This window comes from Aliiglaciecola litoralis, from assembly GCF_039523355.1.
Taxonomy (GTDB): domain Bacteria; phylum Pseudomonadota; class Gammaproteobacteria; order Enterobacterales; family Alteromonadaceae; genus Aliiglaciecola; species Aliiglaciecola litoralis.
Genome location: NZ_BAAAFD010000002.1, coordinates 298341 through 320419, shown reverse-complemented (window position 1 = coordinate 320419; position 22079 = coordinate 298341). Strand labels below are relative to the sequence as shown.

General features: G+C 43.2%; 16 protein-coding genes. 7 read left to right on the top strand and 9 right to left on the bottom strand.

Features of this window, described 5'->3' with window-relative positions; translation table 11 throughout:
• Window positions 1–5: 5 nt before the first annotated feature.
• Window positions 6–1253 carry a glutamate-5-semialdehyde dehydrogenase gene (locus ABD036_RS05080; RefSeq protein ID WP_343857152.1) on the bottom strand — a complete coding sequence of 416 codons (1248 nt, stop codon included), beginning with the start codon at window positions 1251–1253 and terminating at the stop codon, window positions 6–8.
• On the bottom strand, window positions 1250–2356 hold the full coding sequence (gene proB / locus ABD036_RS05075) for a glutamate 5-kinase (RefSeq protein WP_343857149.1): 1107 nt from the start codon (window positions 2354–2356) through the stop codon (window positions 1250–1252). Before proB ends, ABD036_RS05080 begins: the two co-directional genes overlap by 4 nt.
• 443 nt (window positions 2357–2799) lie before the next feature.
• Between proB and ABD036_RS05070 the strand changes: the two genes are divergently transcribed.
• Complete coding sequence (locus ABD036_RS05070; protein ID WP_343857147.1) at window positions 2800–3288, top strand: MarR family winged helix-turn-helix transcriptional regulator; 489 nt, start codon at window positions 2800–2802, stop codon at window positions 3286–3288.
• 100 nt (window positions 3289–3388) lie between these two features.
• Here ABD036_RS05070 and ABD036_RS05065 read toward each other — a convergent pair whose 3' ends face one another.
• Window positions 3389–3847: a BLUF domain-containing protein gene (locus ABD036_RS05065; protein ID WP_343857144.1), complete on the bottom strand. Its 459-nt coding sequence runs from the start codon at window positions 3845–3847 to the stop codon at window positions 3389–3391.
• A 100-nt stretch (window positions 3848–3947) separates the two neighbouring features.
• Between ABD036_RS05065 and ABD036_RS05060 the strand changes: the two genes are divergently transcribed.
• The 5 genes from ABD036_RS05060 to ABD036_RS05040 are packed head-to-tail and all read left to right on the top strand — an operon-like array spanning window position 3948 to window position 11539.
• Complete coding sequence (locus ABD036_RS05060) at window positions 3948–4937, top strand: hypothetical protein (RefSeq protein ID WP_343857142.1); 990 nt, start codon at window positions 3948–3950, stop codon at window positions 4935–4937.
• 1 nt (window position 4938) lies between these two features.
• Window positions 4939–8394, top strand: coding sequence for a hybrid sensor histidine kinase/response regulator (locus tag ABD036_RS05055; RefSeq protein WP_343857140.1), 3456 nt, complete (start codon window positions 4939–4941; stop codon window positions 8392–8394).
• Window positions 8387–9214: a CheR family methyltransferase gene (locus ABD036_RS05050; protein ID WP_343857138.1), complete on the top strand. Its 828-nt coding sequence runs from the start codon at window positions 8387–8389 to the stop codon at window positions 9212–9214. The genes ABD036_RS05055 and ABD036_RS05050 overlap by 8 nt, the downstream gene beginning before the upstream one ends.
• 55 nt (window positions 9215–9269) lie before the next feature.
• Entirely contained in the window at window positions 9270–9839 is a 570-nt protein-coding gene (locus tag ABD036_RS05045; RefSeq protein ID WP_343858003.1) for a chemotaxis protein CheB, read from the top strand.
• Window positions 9836–11539: a two-component system response regulator gene (locus tag ABD036_RS05040; protein WP_343857135.1), complete on the top strand. Its 1704-nt coding sequence runs from the start codon at window positions 9836–9838 to the stop codon at window positions 11537–11539. The genes ABD036_RS05045 and ABD036_RS05040 overlap by 4 nt, the downstream gene beginning before the upstream one ends.
• Before the next feature lie 43 nt (window positions 11540–11582).
• Here ABD036_RS05040 and tamB read toward each other — a convergent pair whose 3' ends face one another.
• The 5 genes from tamB to ABD036_RS05015 all read right to left on the bottom strand — a co-directional run bounded on the left by tamB (window position 11583) and on the right by ABD036_RS05015 (window position 20486).
• Window positions 11583–15326, bottom strand: coding sequence for an autotransporter assembly complex protein TamB (tamB, locus tag ABD036_RS05035; RefSeq protein WP_343857133.1), 3744 nt, complete (start codon window positions 15324–15326; stop codon window positions 11583–11585).
• Window positions 15323–17074: an autotransporter assembly complex protein TamA gene (locus tag ABD036_RS05030; protein WP_343857131.1), complete on the bottom strand. Its 1752-nt coding sequence runs from the start codon at window positions 17072–17074 to the stop codon at window positions 15323–15325. The genes tamB and ABD036_RS05030 overlap by 4 nt, the downstream gene beginning before the upstream one ends.
• 137 nt (window positions 17075–17211) lie before the next feature.
• Complete coding sequence (locus ABD036_RS05025; RefSeq protein WP_343857129.1) at window positions 17212–18549, bottom strand: magnesium transporter; 1338 nt, start codon at window positions 18547–18549, stop codon at window positions 17212–17214.
• Between the two features lie 64 nt (window positions 18550–18613).
• Window positions 18614–19609 carry a zinc transporter ZntB gene (locus ABD036_RS05020; protein ID WP_343857126.1) on the bottom strand — a complete coding sequence of 332 codons (996 nt, stop codon included), beginning with the start codon at window positions 19607–19609 and terminating at the stop codon, window positions 18614–18616.
• Between the two features lie 13 nt (window positions 19610–19622).
• On the bottom strand, window positions 19623–20486 hold the full coding sequence (locus ABD036_RS05015) for a mechanosensitive ion channel family protein (RefSeq protein ID WP_343857124.1): 864 nt from the start codon (window positions 20484–20486) through the stop codon (window positions 19623–19625).
• Window positions 20487–20688: 202 nt separating this feature from the next.
• Here ABD036_RS05015 and ABD036_RS05010 point away from each other — a divergent pair, with 202 nt between their 5' ends.
• Window positions 20689–21201, top strand: coding sequence for a hypothetical protein (locus ABD036_RS05010; RefSeq protein WP_343857122.1), 513 nt, complete (start codon window positions 20689–20691; stop codon window positions 21199–21201).
• Here ABD036_RS05010 and ABD036_RS05005 read toward each other — a convergent pair.
• A complete protein-coding gene (locus ABD036_RS05005) occupies window positions 21198–22040 on the bottom strand; it encodes a mechanosensitive ion channel family protein (RefSeq protein WP_343858001.1) in 843 nt (280 codons plus the stop codon). The two genes, ABD036_RS05010 and ABD036_RS05005, sit on opposite strands and share 4 nt — an antisense overlap.
• Between the last annotated feature and the right edge of the window lie 39 nt (window positions 22041–22079).

Genomic DNA, 22079 nt, shown 5'->3' with positions numbered 1-22079 from the left:
ATCGCCTAAGCTCTGACTTGCCCCGTGCCCATTACAAGGTATTTCTCAGTGGTGAGCGATTCGAGTCCCATAGGACCGTATGCATGTAGCTTAGTCGTGGCGATACCGATCTCCGCGCCTAAACCAAGCTGGCTGCCATCTGAGAAGCGCGAAGAGGCATTGACCATGACTACTGAAGCGTCAACCGTTCGCTGAAAACGACGGGCTGTAATTTCATTCTGAGTACAGATAACTTCAGTGTGATGGCTGCCAAAGCGTGAAATATGCTCCATTGCATCATCAACACTTTCGACCGTTTTAATCGCTATTTCTAGGCCAAGATATTCCTGTCCAAAATCATCATCACTGATAACTTCGGCGTCAGTAAGGTGCTCATCCGAGCGCTCACACACGTGCATTTTAACCTTGTGATTGTGCATCGCCTCATCAACGATAGGTAAAAATTGGGCTGCAATGTCTTGATGAACTAATAAGCCTTCAATCGCGTTACAGACTCCGGTTCTTTGGGTTTTACCATTTAACAGCAATTGCATTGCCACTTCAAAATCCGCATCTTTATCAATATACAAATGGCAAACGCCTTTGAAATGTTGGATGACCGGAATCTTGCTATTTTCCGTTACGTAATTTATCAGGCCTTCACCACCCCTTGGGATCACAACGTCGATATGATCACGTTGCTCTAATAATTCTTGCATCAGGCCACGGTCTGGATCGGGTACTACCGTAATGAGTTCAACTGGCAGATCGTGTTGCTTGAGTACATCTTGCAAAACGCTAGCAATTGCTTTGCTTGAAGCCAAGGCTTCTTTACCACCTCGCAAGATCACACCGTTGCCCGATTTGAAACACAAAGCGCCAGCATCTGCAGTGACATTGGGGCGTGCTTCATAAATCATACATACTACGCCAAGCGGCACTCGCATCTTGCTAATCTGCAATCCATTTGGACGTTGACCGAGCTCTCGTTCAATACCCACAGGATCGGCTAAATTGGCTATGGTCTCAATGCCCACCGCCATATCTTCGATTCGCTCATGTGTGAGTGTCAACCGATCCATCATGGCGTCAGATAGCTGGGCTTGTCGGGCGTTGTCTAAATCAACCTCATTGGCTTGCAAAATCGTATCGGCTTTCGCTCTGATCATCGCCGCCATATCGTTAAGTACTTGATTCTTTTTTTGGGTACTGAGTACCGCTAATTTACGAGCTGCCGTTGCAGCACTCTTTGATAATTCTTTAATTAAACTCATGACTTCTCCAAAAGGGCAATATTCTGTTGTGAAATGATCGGGCCTGTTTTTTGCTGAAATTCGCTGGCAAAATTCTGGTCATCTTGATCAGCTATAAAGGACAACAGACAGCTACTGTAATTTGACTTGGCTTTCGCTAGCCTAGTGCCATCACCTTTTCTTACTAGGACTGTATCGCCTACAGCAAACCGTCCTTTGACTTCGACTATCTCGTCGCTGGTAATCATTTCTTCGTCGTTACTGGTATCTAATTTCACATCATTACCTACAACCACAACACCTTGTTCTTTAGACGTGTGTTTCATCCAATGCTCATGCTCTTTCATTGGGTTTTCATGCGGGACAAAATGAGTGCCTGGGTTTTTACCGTCTAACAACATATTAAATGTCAGTTCAGTAAATCCATTCACAATGAAGGTGTCAATTCCATGCGACACCGCTTTTTCGGCCGCTTCTATTTTAGTGCGCATGCCTCCTGTGCCTGTGGCGCTCGTTGCTCCGCCAGCCATCTGGTATATAGCGCTGTCTATTTCATCTACCCTAGACAGCAGCTTGGCGTTGTCATGAGTATGTGGGTTCTTGTCATACAGACCGTCAATATCGGAACAAATGATTAAGGCATCAGCGTCTGCTGCGGTAGCGACCATAGCCGATAAATTGTCATTGTCGCCGACTTTCAGGTTGTCGGTGGTAACGGTGTCATTTTCATTGATAACCGGCAGTATGTTGTGTTCGAGCAAGGTAAAAATAGTTTCTCGAATACTGATAAATCGTTCGCGATCTCGCAAATCACCATGGGTTAGAAGGATCTGCGCTGAAGCAAAATCAAAAAGTCTATCCCAAGTCGCCATCATTTCTGTTTGACCTGCTGCAGCCATCGCTTTTTTCACTGCGATGCTCTCTTCACTGCCAGCGGTAAATAAATTGCGGCCTGCGGCTACTGAGCCCGATGATACTAAAACAACCTCAATACCTTTTGCTCTGCAGCGCACGATGAATTGTGCAATTCCGAGTAAAAAGTGTGAACTGCACCCTTGATTTTTAGGGGCAATCAACGCGCTGCCGACTTTTATAACAATGCGTTTCCAATTAAATGTGTTCATTTATCCTGCTTGTGAGTTTTCACGTTAAAATTAATTTCTATACAATCGATTAGAATAGTAATGATTAGTACACTAACTATATTACACTGATTTACGCTGTAAGTTCAAGTTTATAAGGGATTTTAATGGATAGAGCTGTATTGAATATCTTATAATTTTGGATGTTTATTCACGAAAATAAGACTAATACGATTAAATATGCCTCTAAATCGTCGTTTTTTGCAATTTGAAAGCAACTAAGCAGTTTATTTTTCGTTGTTTTGAATTACTATGCGGATATTATTTGATAGAGTTCAAATTAATTTGACCGAGTGTGAAATGTCGCATTAAGATCCATTAGTGCCATTTTTGTACCCTGAAAAAACTAAGATGCAAGACGGAAAGACATGCGCAAAACTTGGCATTATCGCCAATGCGAGTGATTCTCGTCACTAGGAAAAAGTATGAAAAAATATGAGGCTTTGTTAGTTTCACTGCGAAAAGTGATTAGAGCAATTGATTTATATTCGAAAAAATTAAGCAAAGAAACCGGTTTAACCTCGCCACAGTTAATCGTGTTGCAAAACATTGCGGCCCATGATGGCGTGATGGTCAAGGATATTGCGACCTGTATCAATCTCAGCTCTGCCACAGTCACCAGTATTCTTGACCGCTTAGAGTCACGAAACTTTGTGATCCGCGAACGCTCCACTGTGGATAAACGTAAAGTGGGGCTTCATCTTACTGAACAAGGAAAAATAGCGATAAAAGATTCTCCTACGCCATTACAACATCACTTTATTGAACGTTTTGAGGCCATGGAAGAGTGGGAACAATCGCAAATGTTGGCAACCATGGAGCGCATTGCCAAAATGATGGATGCCGATGACATCGATGCCGCTCCAATGTTACAAGTAGGCGGGATCCAAGTCGAGGACAGTGAGAAACACTAACCTTGACTCGGAATCGGCCATGCTTATCAACATCGTCATTTCTTATTAACCGTCAATCTAACCTTTTATGTCAACATGCTTTGTTGATTTGCGCTGAGGATTAAACACCCAACAGGCTTTTACGCATATCGTCGATCATTTGCTCAACGGATTTTGCATCATCAGTATCTAAGATGTTGAGCGTTTTTTTCCCTGACTTTAAATACTCATGAAAGTAGTTACTATAGCCTTTTACCGGTATATCGTTGATTTTATCAAAGCGCATAAAGGCCATACTCCAATCGGCAAAACGGCGACTTGATATTGGATTATACAATATACGTGTCACTTTACTGTGCCGTGTATCTCTCAATAAATTGCTATAAAGCGTATCAATTTCTGTTTTAGGACCTTCAATAATTTGATAAAAAATGCGCTCTGCATACATCAAAAAGCCAGTAATTTTATGTTGCTGATTTTTATCAGTTGCAACGTCAAGGATTGCTTGTAAGTCAGCACTGGTTGGTTCCGACGTGGCAGAGCTGATATAAGCTAATTGTTGCAATGAATTTGACTCCATGATTTCTCCATTTTAAAAAATAATCGACTACACTTATTTGAAAATTAAAGTAATAATCCAAAATACCTGTTTTCGGATCATCACCCTGGTTAGAGATTTTATGACTATTTATAAGTTGTTTGGTTATGTCGCCTTTGCATTATTCGGGTTAACTTTGACTAGCATTAGCGTAGTAAAGGCTGCAAATACGTGTCAATTACAATACGACAATTTTGCACCTTTAACACAAAATATTTCTGACGCTGCTGACAATATTGACATGGATTCGATCGAACCTTCAGATGTGTTTAAATTGACAGAAAATCTAGCAAGGCTAATGGAATCCGGCGGCGTTAAAATACAACATATTGAGCCCATACTCAGTATAGAAGAAGCTCTACCTAGAACTAATTTATTACTCGCTTATGATATTTTTTTGTTATCCCAGCTATACAATCAGCAGCAGCTCGGGTTGATATCTGTACCCCCGCAATTAGCGTATCCATCTGACACGGTGCCAGCTCATGTTTATCAATGGGTGGATGCAACGATCAGGCTATGGCAATGCCATTGGCCTTCCAATGTAACGAATGAAGATAAACCAAGTTCTATGAGTATGCAGATCACGCCTAGCGAAGTGTATTACCTGATGACGGATATTCAATCCCACTTGATGCAGGTAATCAAACCGGATTTATTACGTAATTTTTTGGTCTTGCGGATGCTCGAAGTCGAATTTTTATTACAGGATATTGTTCTCAGTCGAGGATTGCGACTAATTGAAGATGACGAGATCGAGTCAGACTCGCCCAGTACCGAACAATATATGCTTGACTCGCTCAAGTTACTATCAGAATTAAACGGTCAATTGTATCTGAGTAATAAGCAACTCCAAAGGTTTGATGATCCGCTAATGAATTTGCGATTTAGAGTTACTACTAGCGCGCTGCTAGCCGGTGAGCTTCTGTACTTTAATATTCATAATCAATCGGTGGAACTTCCGCCAATGTTGCCCATTCTAAATCGCCAGCTTTCCGAAGAAGCGATGCAGGCAAGGATATCCAGAATTTATCAAATGCTAGATACTATTATTCAAAATAAAGAAGCCTAGTATGTCAGCAACTACTAGCTTGAAATTGTTATTAGATCAGTTATTCACTCGCCTGATAGGGGGAGTGTTAGTAGTCGTTGCCGGTGTCTTTTTTATGTTCAGCTTGCTATTCGCCGAATATCGCAGTTCAACCAATGCTGCGCTAACATTTGAAAAGAATCTGTTCGACATATTACAACAAATTAATAAAACCAACTTAGACGTTGAAGCATGGCGCCTCAATGGAAAATCGGTCAACCGAAAACAAATTAAACAGCATTGGCAAAAATTAACCGTAAAGTTAGTCAATATCGAACAGACGGATGACACTGTTGAATTAACAACGTTAGCGTCGTTAATGCGCCAACTTGAAGCGCGCCATAAAAGGGTTGTCGATATTGTCCTGTTCGATTTAGATAAACCCCATGATAAGTTGTTTAACGAACAAATAGTCCCTTCTCAAGTCCAATTATTCTTATCTCTAACTAACTTGGTAGAGAGCAGTGTTGAGGCTGCCAATCTTGAGCTAGTTAAAGCGTCCGCTGACTTGCGGGGATATTTCACTAAGTCTCAAGGGATTCTGTCGGAGCTAGTGCGAAATAACCCTCGAACTACCTGGCAAACTTTTAATCAGGCATTGCAACGTGTCGATACAAATTTAAGCCTTGCTAGGCAGTTCAGGGGGCAGTCAACTCGTTACGATCAAGAACTGGAAAACTTCAACACTGAATATCTTAAATTTTTGCATAACGTCCGAAGCTTCAAGCAAATGACCACTAATCATCTCTATTACGACCTTGCAATGCACAGTTTACAAATCAACAAACTAAGCCAACAAATTGATAAAGAAGTTTCTAGGTTAAATGAACATTATTTTGCAAGCCTACAAAGTGTTGAAAGAAATTTGTGGCTTATGATCGCGTTATCGTTGTTGATAACTTTATTGGGACTGATATTTTGCGTGCGTTTATTAACACGCTGGAAAGAGAGTTTTGTTCATACTATTTGTAATCCAATTTCTGCTATTTGTACCCAAAGCCAAAAGATTGCCAGTGGTGACACCGACGTGATCCTCGAAACCGAATCCACGGTTTCGGAACTGGCAGAGTTAATTACAGCGATTGATGATATTAAGCGTATTGTTGCCAGCAACGTGAATGAAACTAAGCTCAGACAACGGGTACACAAATATAAAGAAAAGTTTAATCAACTGCAGTATCAAGAATCTACCCTTGAAGGACTGGTAACCCTTTCGCTTGATTTCGTTGTCAAATTCAGCGGCGCTTTAGCAGCAGCATTATATTTGAAACCCGACTCTGAAGATCAGCCTTTAACGTTATTTGAAACTTACAATAAATCATCACGCAATCTCCAAGTCGGTCAAGAAATGCATGAAGGCTTATTAGAGCAAGTGACTAAATCTAAGGAAATCGCATTTTACGACTTATCAGATCAGCAATATAATGTGGATAGTGCGTTAGTTACCTTACGACCCAGCCATTTGTGTATTTTCCCGATGCTAGATAATGCTGAGCTGGTGGGTGTGCTAGAGCTAGTATTACCGCGGTTGAATGAATCAGAACAGCGGCGCGTTTATGAAATCCTTGAGCGATTTACCATTGTCATTGTGTCACGCCTGAACTTAACGTACACCGAACAGCTACTGCAAGTAACGCAGCAGCAACAAATCAAACTTGCCGAAGCCATGGATGAAATGAAACAGCAGCATGCGGCCCTGCAACGCTCAGAAACCGAATTGGAAGTCCAAGCTGATGAACTTAAATTAGCTAATTCACAACTCAAAAAACAAAATGAAGAAGCTGAAGAACATCATTCTCGTCTGGCCGAACTCAATACGACGTTGAGAAAAACCAGCAACGAGTTGAAAAAAGCCAGTGAACTCAAAAGTCAGTTTTTGTCTAAGGTTTCCCACGAACTGCGCACTCCTCTCAATAGCATTATTATATTGATTCAAACGCTGCTTAGAAAGCCAGAAAGCTTAGATCAACAGCAATTGAAATCCCTTGAAGTAGTGCATAACAGCGGTCAGGATCTTCTAGAACTTATCAATGATTTACTCGATATGGCCCGCATTGAAGCTGGCGAAATCAAAGTGCATTTTGATCAATATTCAATTGCAGATGCAATGGAACGCCTTAAATCGATGTTCATGCCCATTGCACAAGACAAGCAGCTTGAATTCATTGTTGAGATGAGTGGTGAATTACCTAAGGATATTTACACTGACATTCAACGATTGCAGCAGGTGCTAAGAAATCTGCTATCCAACGCATTCAAATTTACCAAACAAGGTCAAGTAACTTTGATCGTCACCTGTGAAGACGAATGGCTGAAGTTTACCGTTAAAGATACCGGAATTGGAATTGAACCTAACGCGCAGGCTAAGATTTTTGATGCTTTTAATCAGGTTAACAATAGTGGCTTGTCTGCTCGAGAGGGCACCGGTCTTGGTTTGAGTATTTCATCTCAACTGGCAGAAGTGCTTGGAGGGCGAATCGAAATACACTCTGAGGTTGGCAAAGGTAGTATCTTTACCTTTCTTGTACCAAATAGTCAGAGTGAACCTAACAATGCGAGTAAAACGAAAGATTCAGTTACGCTGAAACCTGAGCGCAGTAGCAACCAAATCAGTAGTCAGTCGACCCAAAGCCCACAACCGTCAGCTCCGCAATACTGGTATGTATTAGGGGCAACTAATGCGCTTTGGCAAGCGGTTTCGAGCAGTAATAAATCTGCGCAGTGGCTAGTGCGCTCTGAATTATCAGATTTAGCCAGCCTAGCGCAAGACAGCGATCTGATTGCTGGGCTTGTTATTTTTGTGCAAGACGAAATTTTAGCGCAGCTCAATAAGAGTAAAGTCAAAAAGCAACTCGAATCCTTGGCCAGTACTATCAGCATCATTGTTATTTCTATTGACAGCAAAAAGCAGGTAAATCCATGGTTGGATGCGTTGGCGTCGCAAAGTTTGGTTTGGAATGATCAAGCGATTAAACATCTACATAATGTCATTGTCGAACAACAACGTGTTTCTGCCGACTTAGCAGCATCGTCTGTGCCGCTTCTTCCAAGTATTACTTTTTCAGATAATCGGCGAGTTTTAATCATCGAAGATGATATGCGTAGTTTATTTTCGATGGGGCAACTTATGAAGCTAGCTGGGTTGGAAGCTGAATTAGCGGATAATTTAACGTTAGCGAAAGAAAAAATTCAAGAGTTCAGCTTCGATGCCGTGATCACGGATTTAGTGTTGCCTGACGGCGATGGTCTTGCCTTTATTAAAGAGTTAAGACAAATAAAGCATTATGACTCTATTCCCATTATCGTGCTATCGGCTAAAAATCTTCAAGAAGATAAGGATAAGTGTCAAGCAATGGGCGCTAGTTATTTCGATAAACCTACCAATACAAACCAGCTATTGGCAGAGCTTCATCGCGTGTTAGAGTCCGGCAATGATTGACCCAAACATTGCTACCGATCTTATTCTGCATTTGTTAAAGCGAATAACCGATTACGATTTTACCCATTATTCGCTACCTGTGCTGCAACGCCGAATAGATGCGTTTATCAAGAAACATTCGTTAACAGGTTATTCCGATTTGTTCGTTAAACTACTTGAAGGCGATGAGGGGTTAGCTCAAAAACTGATCCAGTCGTTAACTATAACCTATTCGATGTTTTTCCGAGATCCGGAGTATTTTGAACGACTACATTTTAGTGTGATTCCCAAAATAAGTGTCCATGCAAAAATCAAAGTATGGAGTTTAGGTTGTGCAACGGGCGAGGAAATGTATTCTTTGGCGTGTCTTTTCAAAATAAACCAAGTACTAGAGCGGACTCAGCTGATTGGCACGGATATTAATGAAGTTGCATTGGAGCGCGCCAGACAAGGCAGTTATGCTCTAGAACGTTTAGATGAGTTGGAACACCAATTTAAAGTCATGAAGCTCGATCGTCGATATTCTTTAATTGACGCAATTGATGTAACAGATCAAAGCTTTAGCTTTAATCAAAAGATGAGAAAGCAATGTCAATTTACCAAACACAATATTGTCAGCGGTGGGTCTTTAGGTCTCATGCACTTGGTGTCTTGTCGCAACCTATTAATCTATTTACATCGTGATGAACAACTGCGAATTATTCAAGACCTGTTAATCCCCAGTGTTGCTCCAGGCGGCTATTTGCTTTTAGGCAGTGCAGAAAGTATCGATTTAGAGTTTGAGCTAAGCAATATGAAGAAAGTCGCCAATGGTGTAAATATTTATCAAATTCCTCAGTAATATAGACTATTATTTAAACATGTCGTTCTAATTTTGATAAGCATGGAGAAAGCAGATTAGTTCCATTGAACGCATTTTAATCGGCGGCTCGGCGGGGAGTGTAGAGCAAGTAATGCAAATGTTTAGTCAACCTTTTACGCGCTCGTTACCTCCGGTTGTGTACGCTTGTCATATGACCCAAAGTGAAGGTGTAAACAGGGTTCGCGACGCGTTAAATAGCTGTTTGCCAATACCGGTTTTAGTGGCAACGCCGGGAGTTGAGTTAGCCCGTGAACATTTTTATGTTTCACCGGCAGCTTATCATTTATTACTTGAAGATGAAGGACGTGTTTTCCGTTTTTTCGATGACGAACCCTATTTGGCATCTAAGCCGTCGATTAATCTTTTTTTCATGTCTTGTTGTGGACATGAGGCTCGTTCCACTTTGGCGATTTTGCTATCGGGCGCTAATACCGATGGTGCTGACGGATTGCATGCGTTAAACCGCAGCGGGGCCTGCTGCGCTGTAGCGGACCCAGAACACTGTCAATTTGATATTATGCCCAGAACTGCGGCGAGCTTATTAGAAAATATTCAGATCATTCCCCATTGTCGGGAACATCAGTGGTTGGAGAAGGTGTTATGAATCAGCTGAATGAAAACGAAGATATGGTTATTTTAGTTGTTGATGATTTACAAGCCAATTTGTATTCCATGCAACAAATGTTATTGCCTATAGGTGCGACTATTAAAACCGCAATATCAGCTGAAGATGGTTTGAAATATATGCTTAACAATACGGTGCATATATTAATTCTAGACTATTCAATGCCGCAAATGAACGGTGCTGAAATGGCTGAGTTGATTTCGTTGCAATTCAACGAGCCGCCGCCTATTTTGTTTGTCACTGCTCATGGTCATAATGTCCCTGGACTGGAAAAGCTTTGTTATCAAACCGGAGCGATTGATTTTATTGAAAAGCCGGTTAAAGAAGAGGTTCTACTCGCCAAACTCAAGGTGCTACTTACATTGATCCGACAAAAAAACGAGTTAGGCCGTTTAGCTCGAATCGATCCCCTTACTCAAATAAAAAATCGTTTATCGTTTAATGATGAATTAGAAAGACATATGTCAATGGCTAGCCGACAAGCCTCTAGCCTGCATAACACTGACGCCTCTATTTTAGCGATATTGGCAATTGATCTAGACGAGTTTAAGCAGATTAATGATGAACATGGCCATGATGCTGGTGATGCTGTATTGGTAGGTTTTGCACAGCGATTGACCGAAACGGTGCGCTGTTCTGACTCTGTGGCGCGATTAGGTGGTGATGAGTTCATTGCCTTATTGTCGAATATTTCCCATCCCGAGGAAGCGGAAATAGTCGCACGTAAACTTATGCTGGCCTGCGAGGAGCCAATAGAATATAAAGGCCTGAAATTGCCTATCAAACTGAGCGTCGGCATCTCACTTTATCCACAGCATGGCGCAACTAATCGTGACATGATGAAAGCCGCGGATCTGGCTTTATATCAAGCAAAGAAAAATGGCAGAGGCAATATCAATATATTAATAGACAGTAATATTCTTAATGAAGCTGAGTTGGAAAAGTTTCTCGATATTAATTGTCAGCCCGTATTTGATAATGCTGACAATGTGATCGGTGGCGAAATTTTAGCTCAGGTCGATCGTTTAGAAGGAAAACAAAATATTGGTGATGTGATTCATCAGTTTAGGCAGTCAGGTCATGCCGATAAATTTGAACGTATTGTTAGCGATAAGCTTACTCAACAAATTGAAGCGACCAGTGACGATGTAGGATGTCATGGCTTTATGTTGTTTGTGAATAAGTGCGTGCAAGACTTGATACGTCATGCTCAAGTTGAAAAAATATTAGAGACCAATCGGCTGTTAAAAATGCGTGGTGTTACCATGGTTATCGATATTGATGGCTGGGCTCAACTGTCAGTCGATTCGCATTTTTTCAAGCCATTAAAGTACCTCGCAAACGAGGGCGTTGCTTTGTGTTTGCAAGAAGTTGGAGGACATACGATCCCGTGCGATCTCATTCAAAAAATAGACTTCGCCTTTATCAAGGTATCCCGTTCGGTCATCGATAAAATGGAAAGTGATAAAGTGGCGCATATGATAGCAAGTACCATTTGTCAGCTTGCCCATTCCAATGGCGGAAAAGTGATTGCTGTGGGCGTGGAAAATAGTTACCAGCTTTCACATTTAAAGTCACTGAGCTTTGACTATTTTCAAGGTGACTTATTTGACCGACCAATGCCGTTTGAGAAATTCGATGCGCGTTTTATTCATGTCGGTCAATTAACCCAACATTAGTACCGCTGAAACCTTAACTCAGGTTAACGAAATGTGTTGAAGCTTAAGGTTTAGTTTGGGGCTCGCTTTTTGCTGTTGGCCGCTTACCTAAGGTAAATTGATAGAGTAATTCCAGAGAGTTTTCAGCACCGCTGATGGCCTCTAAATACAGTTGCGGCAGCAACTGATATCGAAGCGTCACTTCTGAAGTGGAGTCAAATACATTGACGCCATATTTCAATTGAACACCTGGGGCAATGTAGCCTGATAATGCCACTTTGGAGCCATCTTCAGCGCCCAGCGATAAGTCTTCAATGCCGACACTTCGACCCAAGCGGTTTACGTTGTTTTCACCACTTTGTAGTCCAGCACTAATCAAGAAGGAGGCCAGCATTTGCTGTTCATCGCTTTGGCCTTGATTACCGCTATTTAAATCTTTGCCTTGCACCAAATAGGATAATGCTCGGCTTTGACTCATCGGTGGTTCCGAATAAATCTCGACACTAGGTTGCTCCGCCGGACCATACACTTTGATCCCCGCAATCACATCATCTTCGGTTTTTGCCGGATCACGAATCGCCACAATATCGATGTTTGGCGAGTCCAGCGGTCCAGAAAACATGATGTCGCCTTTTTGAATGATCAAATCTTGCCCATAGGCTTTATATTTGCCGTTAACTAAGCGCAGCTCACCAAGCCCGGATAACTTGCCAACGGCCTGTTTAAGCTCCAGCTCACCTTGCAAATCGGTTTTGAGGCCAAAAGCTTCGAGTTTGACATTATTACTTTTAGATTGATCTATATTAATCTTTACGTGAATGTTTATTGGTCGAGCCGATGTTTCTTGGGCCTTGGTTTCATTGACCAACACCACATCATCTGAGGGTGTTTGCGCATCTGGCGGTAATTCTTTCACTTTGATCCGGGCGTAATCAACATTAACCTTACCACCCACGTCGATGGCATCTTTTTTCATCGTGACTTTCATGTCTGGTGAAAATCGTGCTCTAACGGTATCTCGATATTCCAGCTCAAATTGATCGCCCTTGAGACTCATCTCGCCAATTAAGTCAGTAGACCAATCCAGCCCGCCACTGCTTTGCCCACGACCATTTCCAAAGCCGAATTCGCCTTTAAAGGTCGCCGACTCGCCTGCAAACTCGACATCTTGCTGCCAGTTGTCGACTCTACCGGGCAACGCTTCGCCGGCCAGATTAACCTCCGATACTGCGAGTTTTCCAGTCACCAATGGTCGTGCGAGGTTACCGGTGATCTGTAGTTCGCCGTTTATCTGGCCACTAAGTTCACTGAGCTGCGGAACCAGTTCTTGATAGGGACGTAATAACAATTCATTGATATTCAGGCTGAGATCTAAATTTCCCTGTTGCCTATAATTATTGACTGAGCCAGCCAGTTTGATTTTGCCCGAATACTTAGTTTGTAACTCCACTTGAGAGATAACATTTTGACTATCTAATTCAACTTGGAAAGCCATCTTTTGCATTTCAATGGGTTTAGGGAAGCCCGCGAGCTTTATCTCTGATGGTGTCAGTCGACCGTCTATTTTTGCTTGCGGTGAAGCATCTAGTGACCAGTCGCCATAGGCATTAAAAAACAATCGAGTGTCTGAAGATATGGACTGGATTTGAGGCACGAAGGCACCCACTATTTGCAGTAATTCCAATTGTTCACCAGCAAGATCAAAGGTCACTTGGTTGTTTGCCATGCGCGCTTGTTTGACACACAGGGAAGCGTTAGCATCTTGCCAGCAATGTGGGCTAATACGGTAAGCTTGTTTGCCCCAATCCAATGAAATATCGGGCTCGCTATCAAGTACATAGGTTCCCCATTGGCTACCAAACTGACCTTTATCCCAGCTACCTTGCCAGTCGCTTTGCTGCAATGTGCCAGAGATTTTAGAGTCAATATTCATCACATTTGAGCGCAACACTGTGGTGATCTTGTGCGCCTCGGCATTGCCCGCAAGTTCGACACTTAATGTGTCGATCTGCGCGTCGTCGGCCATCAACTGTGAAGCAAGTAGCGTGATATTTACCGGCTTTTCTTCGTCCCACACCACAGATCCAGTAGAGTTGAGCGAGTTAACACTGGCTCCTGCATAACGTATGTTTTTAGCATCAAGTTGATAAGTCAGCGACGGTGTTGTTACCGGCCCCGTGATCTGAGCTTGTAATTGCGTTTGTCCAACTAAATCAGGGTAGAGTTGAGATAGATTAGGGGCATTTAGCTGCAGCTTAAAATCCAGCGCTTGTTGAGTGTTTAATGTGCCGATTATGGACACTTTGTTATCGCCATTCGCTATCATCACATTAGGCACGTTTAAGCCCGTGTCTGAATCGTAGGTTAACGCCCCTTGAGCATTCAAGTCGTAACCTAACCAATTTCCGGTCAGTTGCATTTGCGTAACTTGGGCAATTATCTGCTCTTTCTTCAGTGTGCCTGTCACCTGTAATTGACCATTAATATCGCCGTTATATTCCGTCCAGTGTTGTTGCGGTTGTATATCAGAAAGCTGCACACCGGCTTGAAAATTCAGTGCAGAATTAATGTTATATTGACCATTTATTTGGATCTCGCCACCGAGGGTTGAGATTCGCGTATTACGCAATTGCGCTTGTCGATGATTTCCAGTGGCGTTGAGCACGAAATTTACTTTTGGTAACTGTGCAATCAGCAAGCCTGAGTGCATATCGAGTTGATAGGCTTCAATATCACCATCGATTGACAGTTGCCCTGGAATGAGTGTGATGCCTCCTTCTCCAGGTAAGCTCATTTGCTGCCATGTGGCTTGCAATGATAAGGGCAGGCTTTCTGAGGAGAAGTTGACCCAGCCTGCTAGCTCGGCGGTGTAATTGCCTTTGCTAGCAGCCGAAATGTTGAGCTTAGAAGGATCGCCAGATAATTCCAGTCTCACATCTATGGGGTGGGGGGCGCCGCGATTGCTTAGCCAACTTGCGTTGAGTTGCACGTCATATTCAGGGGATAGACTTCCATCAGCTTTTAGCACTGCATCTAACATGGCGAGGTTAAGCTTTTTCAAGGTGATCTGGCTATCGTTAATCGTTGCCGCCAATTCAAGACTGGATACGCGCTGAATAATGTCCGCCTGTTGCTGTAGCGTCAGATCAGAAATAACTAGCTTGTTTATTTTCGCATCAAGGGGGATAAAGAGAGGTGGTAACTCCGGTGGTTGATATTGCCAAGATGCAATACTGGCAAAGTCAAAGCCTTGTTCATCCTGAGTCTGTTTTGGTTCAGCTTTCGGTTCTGGCAGGATCACGGCCGGACTTTGCAAGGTTAACTGGGTTATGTTCAGCTCTTTATGCATGTTCAATTGCGTGCTCAATGATTGCCAGCGAATTTCGGCTACTTCTTGGATATTTACTTGAAGATCTTTGACTTTAAGTTGTTTAACAATCACCGGAAGCGGCAATTGAATTTTTTGTTCGCTGGGCGACTCTTCATCGGTGGGCGGTTGAGGCGCAACGTGCACATTAACGCCGCCAATGGACATGGATTCAATACACATGCTTAAGGAAAAGGTGCATTGCCAATCCATCTGCAGTTGAACGTCAGAAACGTTGGCGTCAATGCCCTGTGACTGCCAGTGAATGTTGTTAAGGTTGAGTGTGCCCCATAAGCCTCCAGATTTTCGTTCAATCTGTAATTCAGGCAATTGACTTTGAACAGTGCTAAGAAGTAATTGCGTGCCCCAAGGGGTGCCCATAAATAGCCCCAAAGCAAATAGGGCTAAAATAACGTAACCTAGTCCCCGTAACCAAATCATAGCGCTGGCCCCATAGCGATGTGGAGTTTCACACCGTCTTGACCGTAATCACCAAATCCTTTGGCTAAATAAAGGCGAATAGGTCCGACGGGCGACATCCAACTAGCGCCTATGCCGAAACTGTAAGCTATGGTTTCAAAAGGTTTATCACTGGCTCCGCCGACATCGGTAAACAGCATCGCACGCCAATTATCTGAAACTGGATAAGAGTATTCGAGACTGGCCACATTTAAGTATTTGCCGCCGAGCAATTTACCTTTTACGGTATTGCCTTGGTCGTTTACTGTAGCAGGGCCTCGCGGTGCAAGTTCTTTATAATCGAATCCGCGAATGCTTTGGTCACCACCGGTAAAGTAGCGCAGTGAATCAGGAACTCGGCTGAAGTCGTCGGTTTTCAACGCGCCAATTTCGCCACGAATTAGAAACCGATGATCGCCAATACTGCGCAACCACTTGGTTTCAAAGGTTACCCTAGCAAGATCTATGTCAGACACGATCGCATCACTGGCAACCTCGATGGTCAGCAATTGTGAATCGCCCCAATCAACATCTAACCCGCCTCGACTGCGGTGGCGGCTCAAAGTAAAGCCCGGCACCAGTAGGTAAGTTGTTTGTTGTGGTTCATCCGCTTGTTCAAACCGCGAACGTGAATAGCGCAAAAAGGCAATCTTGTTCCAATCCTGAGCGGCATCAGTCCAGTGCCTTTGCACGGCCACAGAAACCGTATCACTATTCGAGTCATTGTTATCGATAGCGTTGTAACCACTTTGGATAGAAAAATAATTATGTAAGGGGTCTTCAAGTGGAATTTTGTATCTCATACTCGCCGATTGCTCGAGCTTAGAAACAAACAGGTCCGCCTTGATACTATGGCCATGGCGGTTAACCCACGGACGCTGCCAGGTTAGTGAGCCCGTTGGACCTTTATCAGTCGAGGCACCGCCACCTACGTTAAAAATGTCTCTGGGTTGCGTCACTGCCACAATTTCAATCGGAATTTGATTATCAACGGATTGCTCTAATATTGGGCGCGCTACCACTTGCTGGAAGTATCCGGTTTGCCCCAAATTACGGTTAAATTCACCTAGCAATGAAGCGAGGTAAGGCTGACCAAGTGAAAATGGAATAATATTTGAGATTAATTCCTTAGCAAGCAAATCTTCAGGGTAAATGAGATTGCCAAACTGGTATCGAGGGCCCGTTTGATAATGCAAGGTTATGGATGCCGTGTTCGCTTTAACATCAACTTTTATTTCGCTGGTGATAAATCGACTGTCAAAATACCCGCGGTTTAGCGCCAACGAATCTAACTGTCCCTTGGCTTTTTTATATTCGTTGTGGATCAGAGGGGCGTTAAGCCTTAATGGTAAATTTTTAACCAGTTGAATAAATTTCTCATCCGTTTCACCGTCCCCGGAAATTTTTACATCAAGTTGAGTAATGGTTACTTGCGCATGTTGCTGTATTGACACCACAATCTGCTCACAGTCATTCTCAGTCATTTTAATGTCATCAATAGTGAGCTGATAAAAGCCTAAAGCTTGAGCGGCTTTAGTGACTTTTCCTTCAATTGTGGCTAATGCATCTTCAGATAATCGACAGTTAGATGGCGTATTCAATTGGCTTAGATGAGCTTGTATGTTTTCCTCCAGCGCACTGTTTTCAATACCACGTAGCTTAGCGTCAAGCGCCGAGGCAGTAGTAGGGAGTACACACCAAAAAACGAACAAAACGACTCGGTAAAACAACGGATTTCCTCACCCAATTACTTGGATTAATAGTGCGGGTTCAATCTCAAAAATGCGTACTTGGTCCCCGCGCATTGTTAAATTTGTTGATTATGGTTAAGCAATTTTCATGACAGCTTTAGCAAAATGGTGCCGGATTAAATCAAAAAAATCGCACCCAGTCCTAAAAATGCTACAAAACCCACAATATCTGTGACCGTTGTAAGAATAACGGAGCCAGAAAGGGCCGGATCGAGTTTGAGCTTATCCAATAAAACAGGAACACCGACACCGGCCAGCGCCGCCGCACAAATATTGACTAAAATAGCGATACCAATGACCACCCCTAAGGTCATACTGTCAAACCAAATGGATGCGACTGTGGCGATCACCAAAGCCCAGATAACCCCATTTAAGCCACCCACTTTTAGCTCTTTTACTAACAAGGCTTTAAGGTTGGCTGCATTCACTTGCTTGAGCGCTAAGCCGCGTATTATCAGAGTGAGCGTCTGGCTACCTGCAATTCCCCCCATACTAGCTACCACCGGCATGAGCACTGCTAAGGCAACCACCTGTTGCAACGTGGCCTCAAACAAGCCGATAAACCAGGATGCTAAAAACGCGGTGAGCAAGTTGATCCCCAGCCACAAAGCGCGATTTTTGGCACTGCGTCGAACCGGTGAAAACAAATCCTCGTCTTCATCCATACCGGCCCCAGCCATGAGTTGTCGTTCGTACGATTCATTTAACAATTCACAGGCTGCACCTATATCGACGCGACCAAGAAAGCGAAAATCGTCATCCACTAACGGTAAACTGGTATAGCCTGAACGCTGCACGCTTAACGCCGCTGTCGTGCAATCTTCTGATGCCTTGATGACGGAAATATCGTCTTCAGCTAGATCCACTAACGGCGTATGCTCAGGTGTTGAGTGGATTTTGTAGAGTTTTACCGCCTCTGAGAATTGGCCTGCGCGGTTCACCAGATAGATGCAGTCCGTGTAGTTCGGTACTTCCCGTCGCAAAAATCGTTTGGCATCGCTGACCTTAGCGGTCAGCGGCAGTACCAAGTTTTCACGGTTTCCCCAGTGACCTATTTGCTCTTCAGTAAATTGGTTCGCACCAGCAAAGTATTGCTGCTGCTTTTTGTCCATGGCAGCCACAGCGCGATCAATTAATTTATTGGGTAACGAGTCGGATAACTCGAGTAGCGTTTCGGCGTCTATGTCACTAAAAAGCTCATCTAACTCATCGTCTGCGGTTGCATCTAACAAGGTTTCCCGCGGATCACCACGCATTTCAACCAAGACTTCAAGTCGTTTATGCTTAGGCACCGCTTCCCAGATATTTAAGCGCTGTTCTAAAGGTAAAGATTCAAGCAGCAGGGCGATATCCATCTCGTCTTGTACTGCGATTTTACTGTTCAATACTTCCAAATCAGCGGCATCATCGATATTCACCACTTCTTGGACTAAATCGGTAATTAGCTCAGTCATAAATCACCTTATTGTATAAGTGCCGTTTGTATTTTTGCGATAAAACGCATTGAGATCCCAACGACTAAAGCCATTTTTTCCAAAGCATTGCAAAGAGCATCACAATTGCCACTATAATCATGCCGATGGCCAAGTAAGTAAAGGCTTGTGGTTCCTCAGTGCCCGGCAATCCTGCGACGTTCATACCGAAAATCCCAGTCAAAAAAGAAAGTGGTAAAAAGATTGCTGTGACCAAAGAAAGCACATACATGCGCATTCCTTGTTGCTCGGCAATGCGGTTGCGTAACTCGTCTTGCAATACCATAGCCCGTTCTTTGGCTAAATCCAGATCTTCCACATAGCGGGTTACCCGGTCTGTAATATCCCGAAGTTGGAAGGCTTGCTGTTGATCGAAAAACTTAGTCATTCGGTAAAGTGTATCCAACGCGTCTCGCTGCGGAGCCAAATATCGTCGCACTGCAGCCGCTTTGCGTCGAATCAAACTCAGTTGATAGCGAGCTGTGCTATCCATGCCGCCTTCAGCCTCAAACGTGGTGAGTTCATCATCGAGGGAGTCGACGACTTCGCTGATGCGAATGGCTATTTTTTCAATCAGTTCAAGTAAAAACTGCGACGATGATGTGGGTCCGCCGCCTGCTTCCAACTGCAATCTGGCATCTTGCACGGATAATAACTTACGGTTTTTTCGTCTGGCAGAAATAACCGTATGCTCATTAAACCAGATACGTAATGACACCATGTCTTCGGGATCTGCATCAGGATTTAAATTAATTCCTCTAAGGTAGACCAATACCCCTTCATTTATTTGAATTGACCGAGGGCGTGTCTCCAGTGCACACATAGAATCACATGTTTCATCATTAAACCCTAAATGTTTCATGGTGTCCCATGCGTCAGCCGTGTCCGCTTGCAAATGCACCCAATTGAACCCTTGTTCAGGTGTTTGTTTGATAATATCGGTCAGTTGGTCGTTGGCAGTGACGCCATTGTCATCGACATGGACAGACCATAATTTACTGGTTAAAGGGGCTGAATCATTCATGTGGTTTTGTGCTTGCATGAGCGTATTCCTATTACTTTGTATTGGCGTTATGAACTGTAATTGCGCCGTCGATATGCACATCACGTTGTGGGAATGAAATCACCACTTCGTTTTCTCTAAATAACTGATCAATACGAAAACGAATATTACTGCGGATCAAACGCAAATCACGTTCTACTGCAGCGTTAATCCAAAAAAACACCTCAAAGGCCAATGCATTGTCGCCAAAGTCATCAAAAATTACCGTTGGATCGGGTTCGGGTAATACTTCCGATTGTTCTTTCACTGCTTGATAAATCAATTCTCGGACACGCGTGCAATCTGAGCCATAGGCAACGCCAACTCGGACTGATGTGCGGGTAAGTTGGTCCATGAGTGTCCAATTGACCACGGTATTTTCCAACAGTTTACTATTGGGAATTAACATGTGTACGCCGTCTGTACGACGAATTCGCGTCGAGCGAGTGTTGATTGCTTCAACCCGTCCTCGGGCATCATCCACTTCTAAGAAATCTCCGATGCGAATGGGCCGTTCCCACATTAAAATCCAACCACTGATAAAGTTATTGATAATGTTTTGCGCGCCAAATCCAAAGCCAATTGCAACAGCACCAGACAAAAATGCAAAGGCGGTGATCGGCACATTAAGAAAATCGAGGGTGGAAATGACTAAAATCACCAACGCCAGAATATACATAATGCGTTTAATTAAATGCACCATGTCGGCGCTTGCGCCTTTGGCAATCAAGCGGTTGGCAATGAGCTTGATGATTTTTCGGGTCAACCAAAATCCAAATAAAAGAATAACCGGCACTAATAACAACTCGCCGAAGGTAAAGTCATGTCCGGCTAGTTTGAAGGCTTCGCTTTGCAAAAATGACAGAATTTTTTCCATGGTCTACTCTGAATTTAGCTAACTAGGATAACAATCGTTGATATTCACTTGAAAGCAGCTAGTCGCCCGATATTGATACCTGATAGAATAACTTACCATCATCGCCAATGCATTCTTTTATAAGGCGATTCAGCAATTCATTTAACAACAATGCCTTTCTAAGGCGCAATCCTTAAGTAACTGGTTTAAAGAGAGTTTATCGATGAAAAAAAGCTTATATATGTTGTTTGTAGCGGTCTGTTTGTTAACCACATTTCACGCTTCTGCTTTTGTGCTGACAGTATCAGAGAAACAACTTAATAATATGCTCAAGCTGACCTTTCCGATTGTCAGAGAGTATCAAGGAATTTACGCCACTTTTGCAGATCCTATGGTGCAGTTAGATGCTCTCGACCAAAAAGTGTTGATCACCACGACCATTACTGCGGTTCAAGATGGTAAAACGTTAAAAGCCCGAGGTACTATTGAAGGGGTGTTTGATTATGACCCTTTGGATCAGCAATTGCGGTTCGAAAAGCCTAGCTTGAAAGACTTCACTATCCTTGAAAATAATATCGAAGGGGCAGAGCATGCAGTAAGAACGCTAAAGCAAACCATTGGCCGTAACTTACCGGTAATTCTGTTGGTTGATTTCAAACAATTGGACTTTGGGCTTGGCAGCGTTGTCCCCAGAGAAATCGATATTACTCCTCTGGGACTGGCGATTACTCTTTAGCGAGCGTTATTCTCCGGTTTTATTTTTTGGTACTCAGCAAACCATAAATCCATAAACTCAGACATGATTTTTTGTTCGATTTCGATCGCTCTGTCAGTTGGACAAAAAATAGTGACACGGATCTGTGTATGCCCAATTTCGCTGGTGGACACTTCTAATAACGGCTCAGGGCCGGCGATCTTAACGTCTAAACGGCGCTCAATGATCTGATTATAGCGGGTCGCAACGTCGTAGAAATCAGCACATTGAGCTTTGGTTCGCTCGGTGAGTGTCTCAATAATTGCAAACGGATTGACGTCTTCGTCGCGGGTAATGGTAAATTCGTGGGTAACGTAGCGTTTTAGGAAGTTTAGATTTTTGATTGGGCTGGTGATCAGCTTATTGTTCGGGATATACAAGGTTTTACCTGTGTATTGATAACGATGCAGATCAACTTCCAACAGGGTACTTTTAATCCAGTCGGTGGCGGATACTTCACCTGCAAAACCGTCTACTTGAATCCAATCCCCGATCCTAAACGGACGGGTCGACATCAAATAGAAAAAGCCAATAATGCATTGAATAAATTCACGTGTGGCCAACACGATGGCAACCGCGAAGGCAGCAATGGACAAGGCAAAGTTTTGGATTTCGTTGATCCAAAACCCCAGCAACAACATGATCAGAATAAAATTCAGTAGGTTTTTAATGTTACTGATCAGATACCGTTTATCTTGGCGTTTCTTTTTCGCTCTCGCGCGCACCAAACTGACCAACGAATACTTGACCATAATCATGACTATGGTGAGCAATAGTGTTGATAACAAACGATATTGATAAATCAGTTCTATAATATTGATGACCAAACTCCTAAGGGAAAATTTTTTAACAAAGTATTG

Coding starts and splice junctions, on each gene's coding strand:
- ABD036_RS05010 (WP_343857122.1), top strand. CDS start 20,689: ATGAAAAAAAGCTTATATATGTTGTTTGTAGCGGTCTGTTTGTTAACC.
- ABD036_RS05080 (WP_343857152.1), bottom strand. CDS start 1,253: ATGAGTTTAATTAAAGAATTATCAAAGAGTGCTGCAACGGCAGCTCGT.
- ABD036_RS05050 (WP_343857138.1), top strand. CDS start 8,387: ATGATTGACCCAAACATTGCTACCGATCTTATTCTGCATTTGTTAAAG.
- ABD036_RS05055 (WP_343857140.1), top strand. CDS start 4,939: ATGTCAGCAACTACTAGCTTGAAATTGTTATTAGATCAGTTATTCACT.
- proB (WP_343857149.1), bottom strand. CDS start 2,356: ATGAACACATTTAATTGGAAACGCATTGTTATAAAAGTCGGCAGCGCG.
- ABD036_RS05065 (WP_343857144.1), bottom strand. CDS start 3,847: ATGGAGTCAAATTCATTGCAACAATTAGCTTATATCAGCTCTGCCACG.
- ABD036_RS05015 (WP_343857124.1), bottom strand. CDS start 20,486: ATGGAAAAAATTCTGTCATTTTTGCAAAGCGAAGCCTTCAAACTAGCC.
- ABD036_RS05040 (WP_343857135.1), top strand. CDS start 9,836: ATGAATCAGCTGAATGAAAACGAAGATATGGTTATTTTAGTTGTTGAT.
- ABD036_RS05060 (WP_343857142.1), top strand. CDS start 3,948: ATGACTATTTATAAGTTGTTTGGTTATGTCGCCTTTGCATTATTCGGG.
- ABD036_RS05020 (WP_343857126.1), bottom strand. CDS start 19,609: ATGCAAGCACAAAACCACATGAATGATTCAGCCCCTTTAACCAGTAAA.
- tamB (WP_343857133.1), bottom strand. CDS start 15,326: ATGATTTGGTTACGGGGACTAGGTTACGTTATTTTAGCCCTATTTGCT.
- ABD036_RS05025 (WP_343857129.1), bottom strand. CDS start 18,549: ATGACTGAGCTAATTACCGATTTAGTCCAAGAAGTGGTGAATATCGAT.
- ABD036_RS05070 (WP_343857147.1), top strand. CDS start 2,800: ATGAAAAAATATGAGGCTTTGTTAGTTTCACTGCGAAAAGTGATTAGA.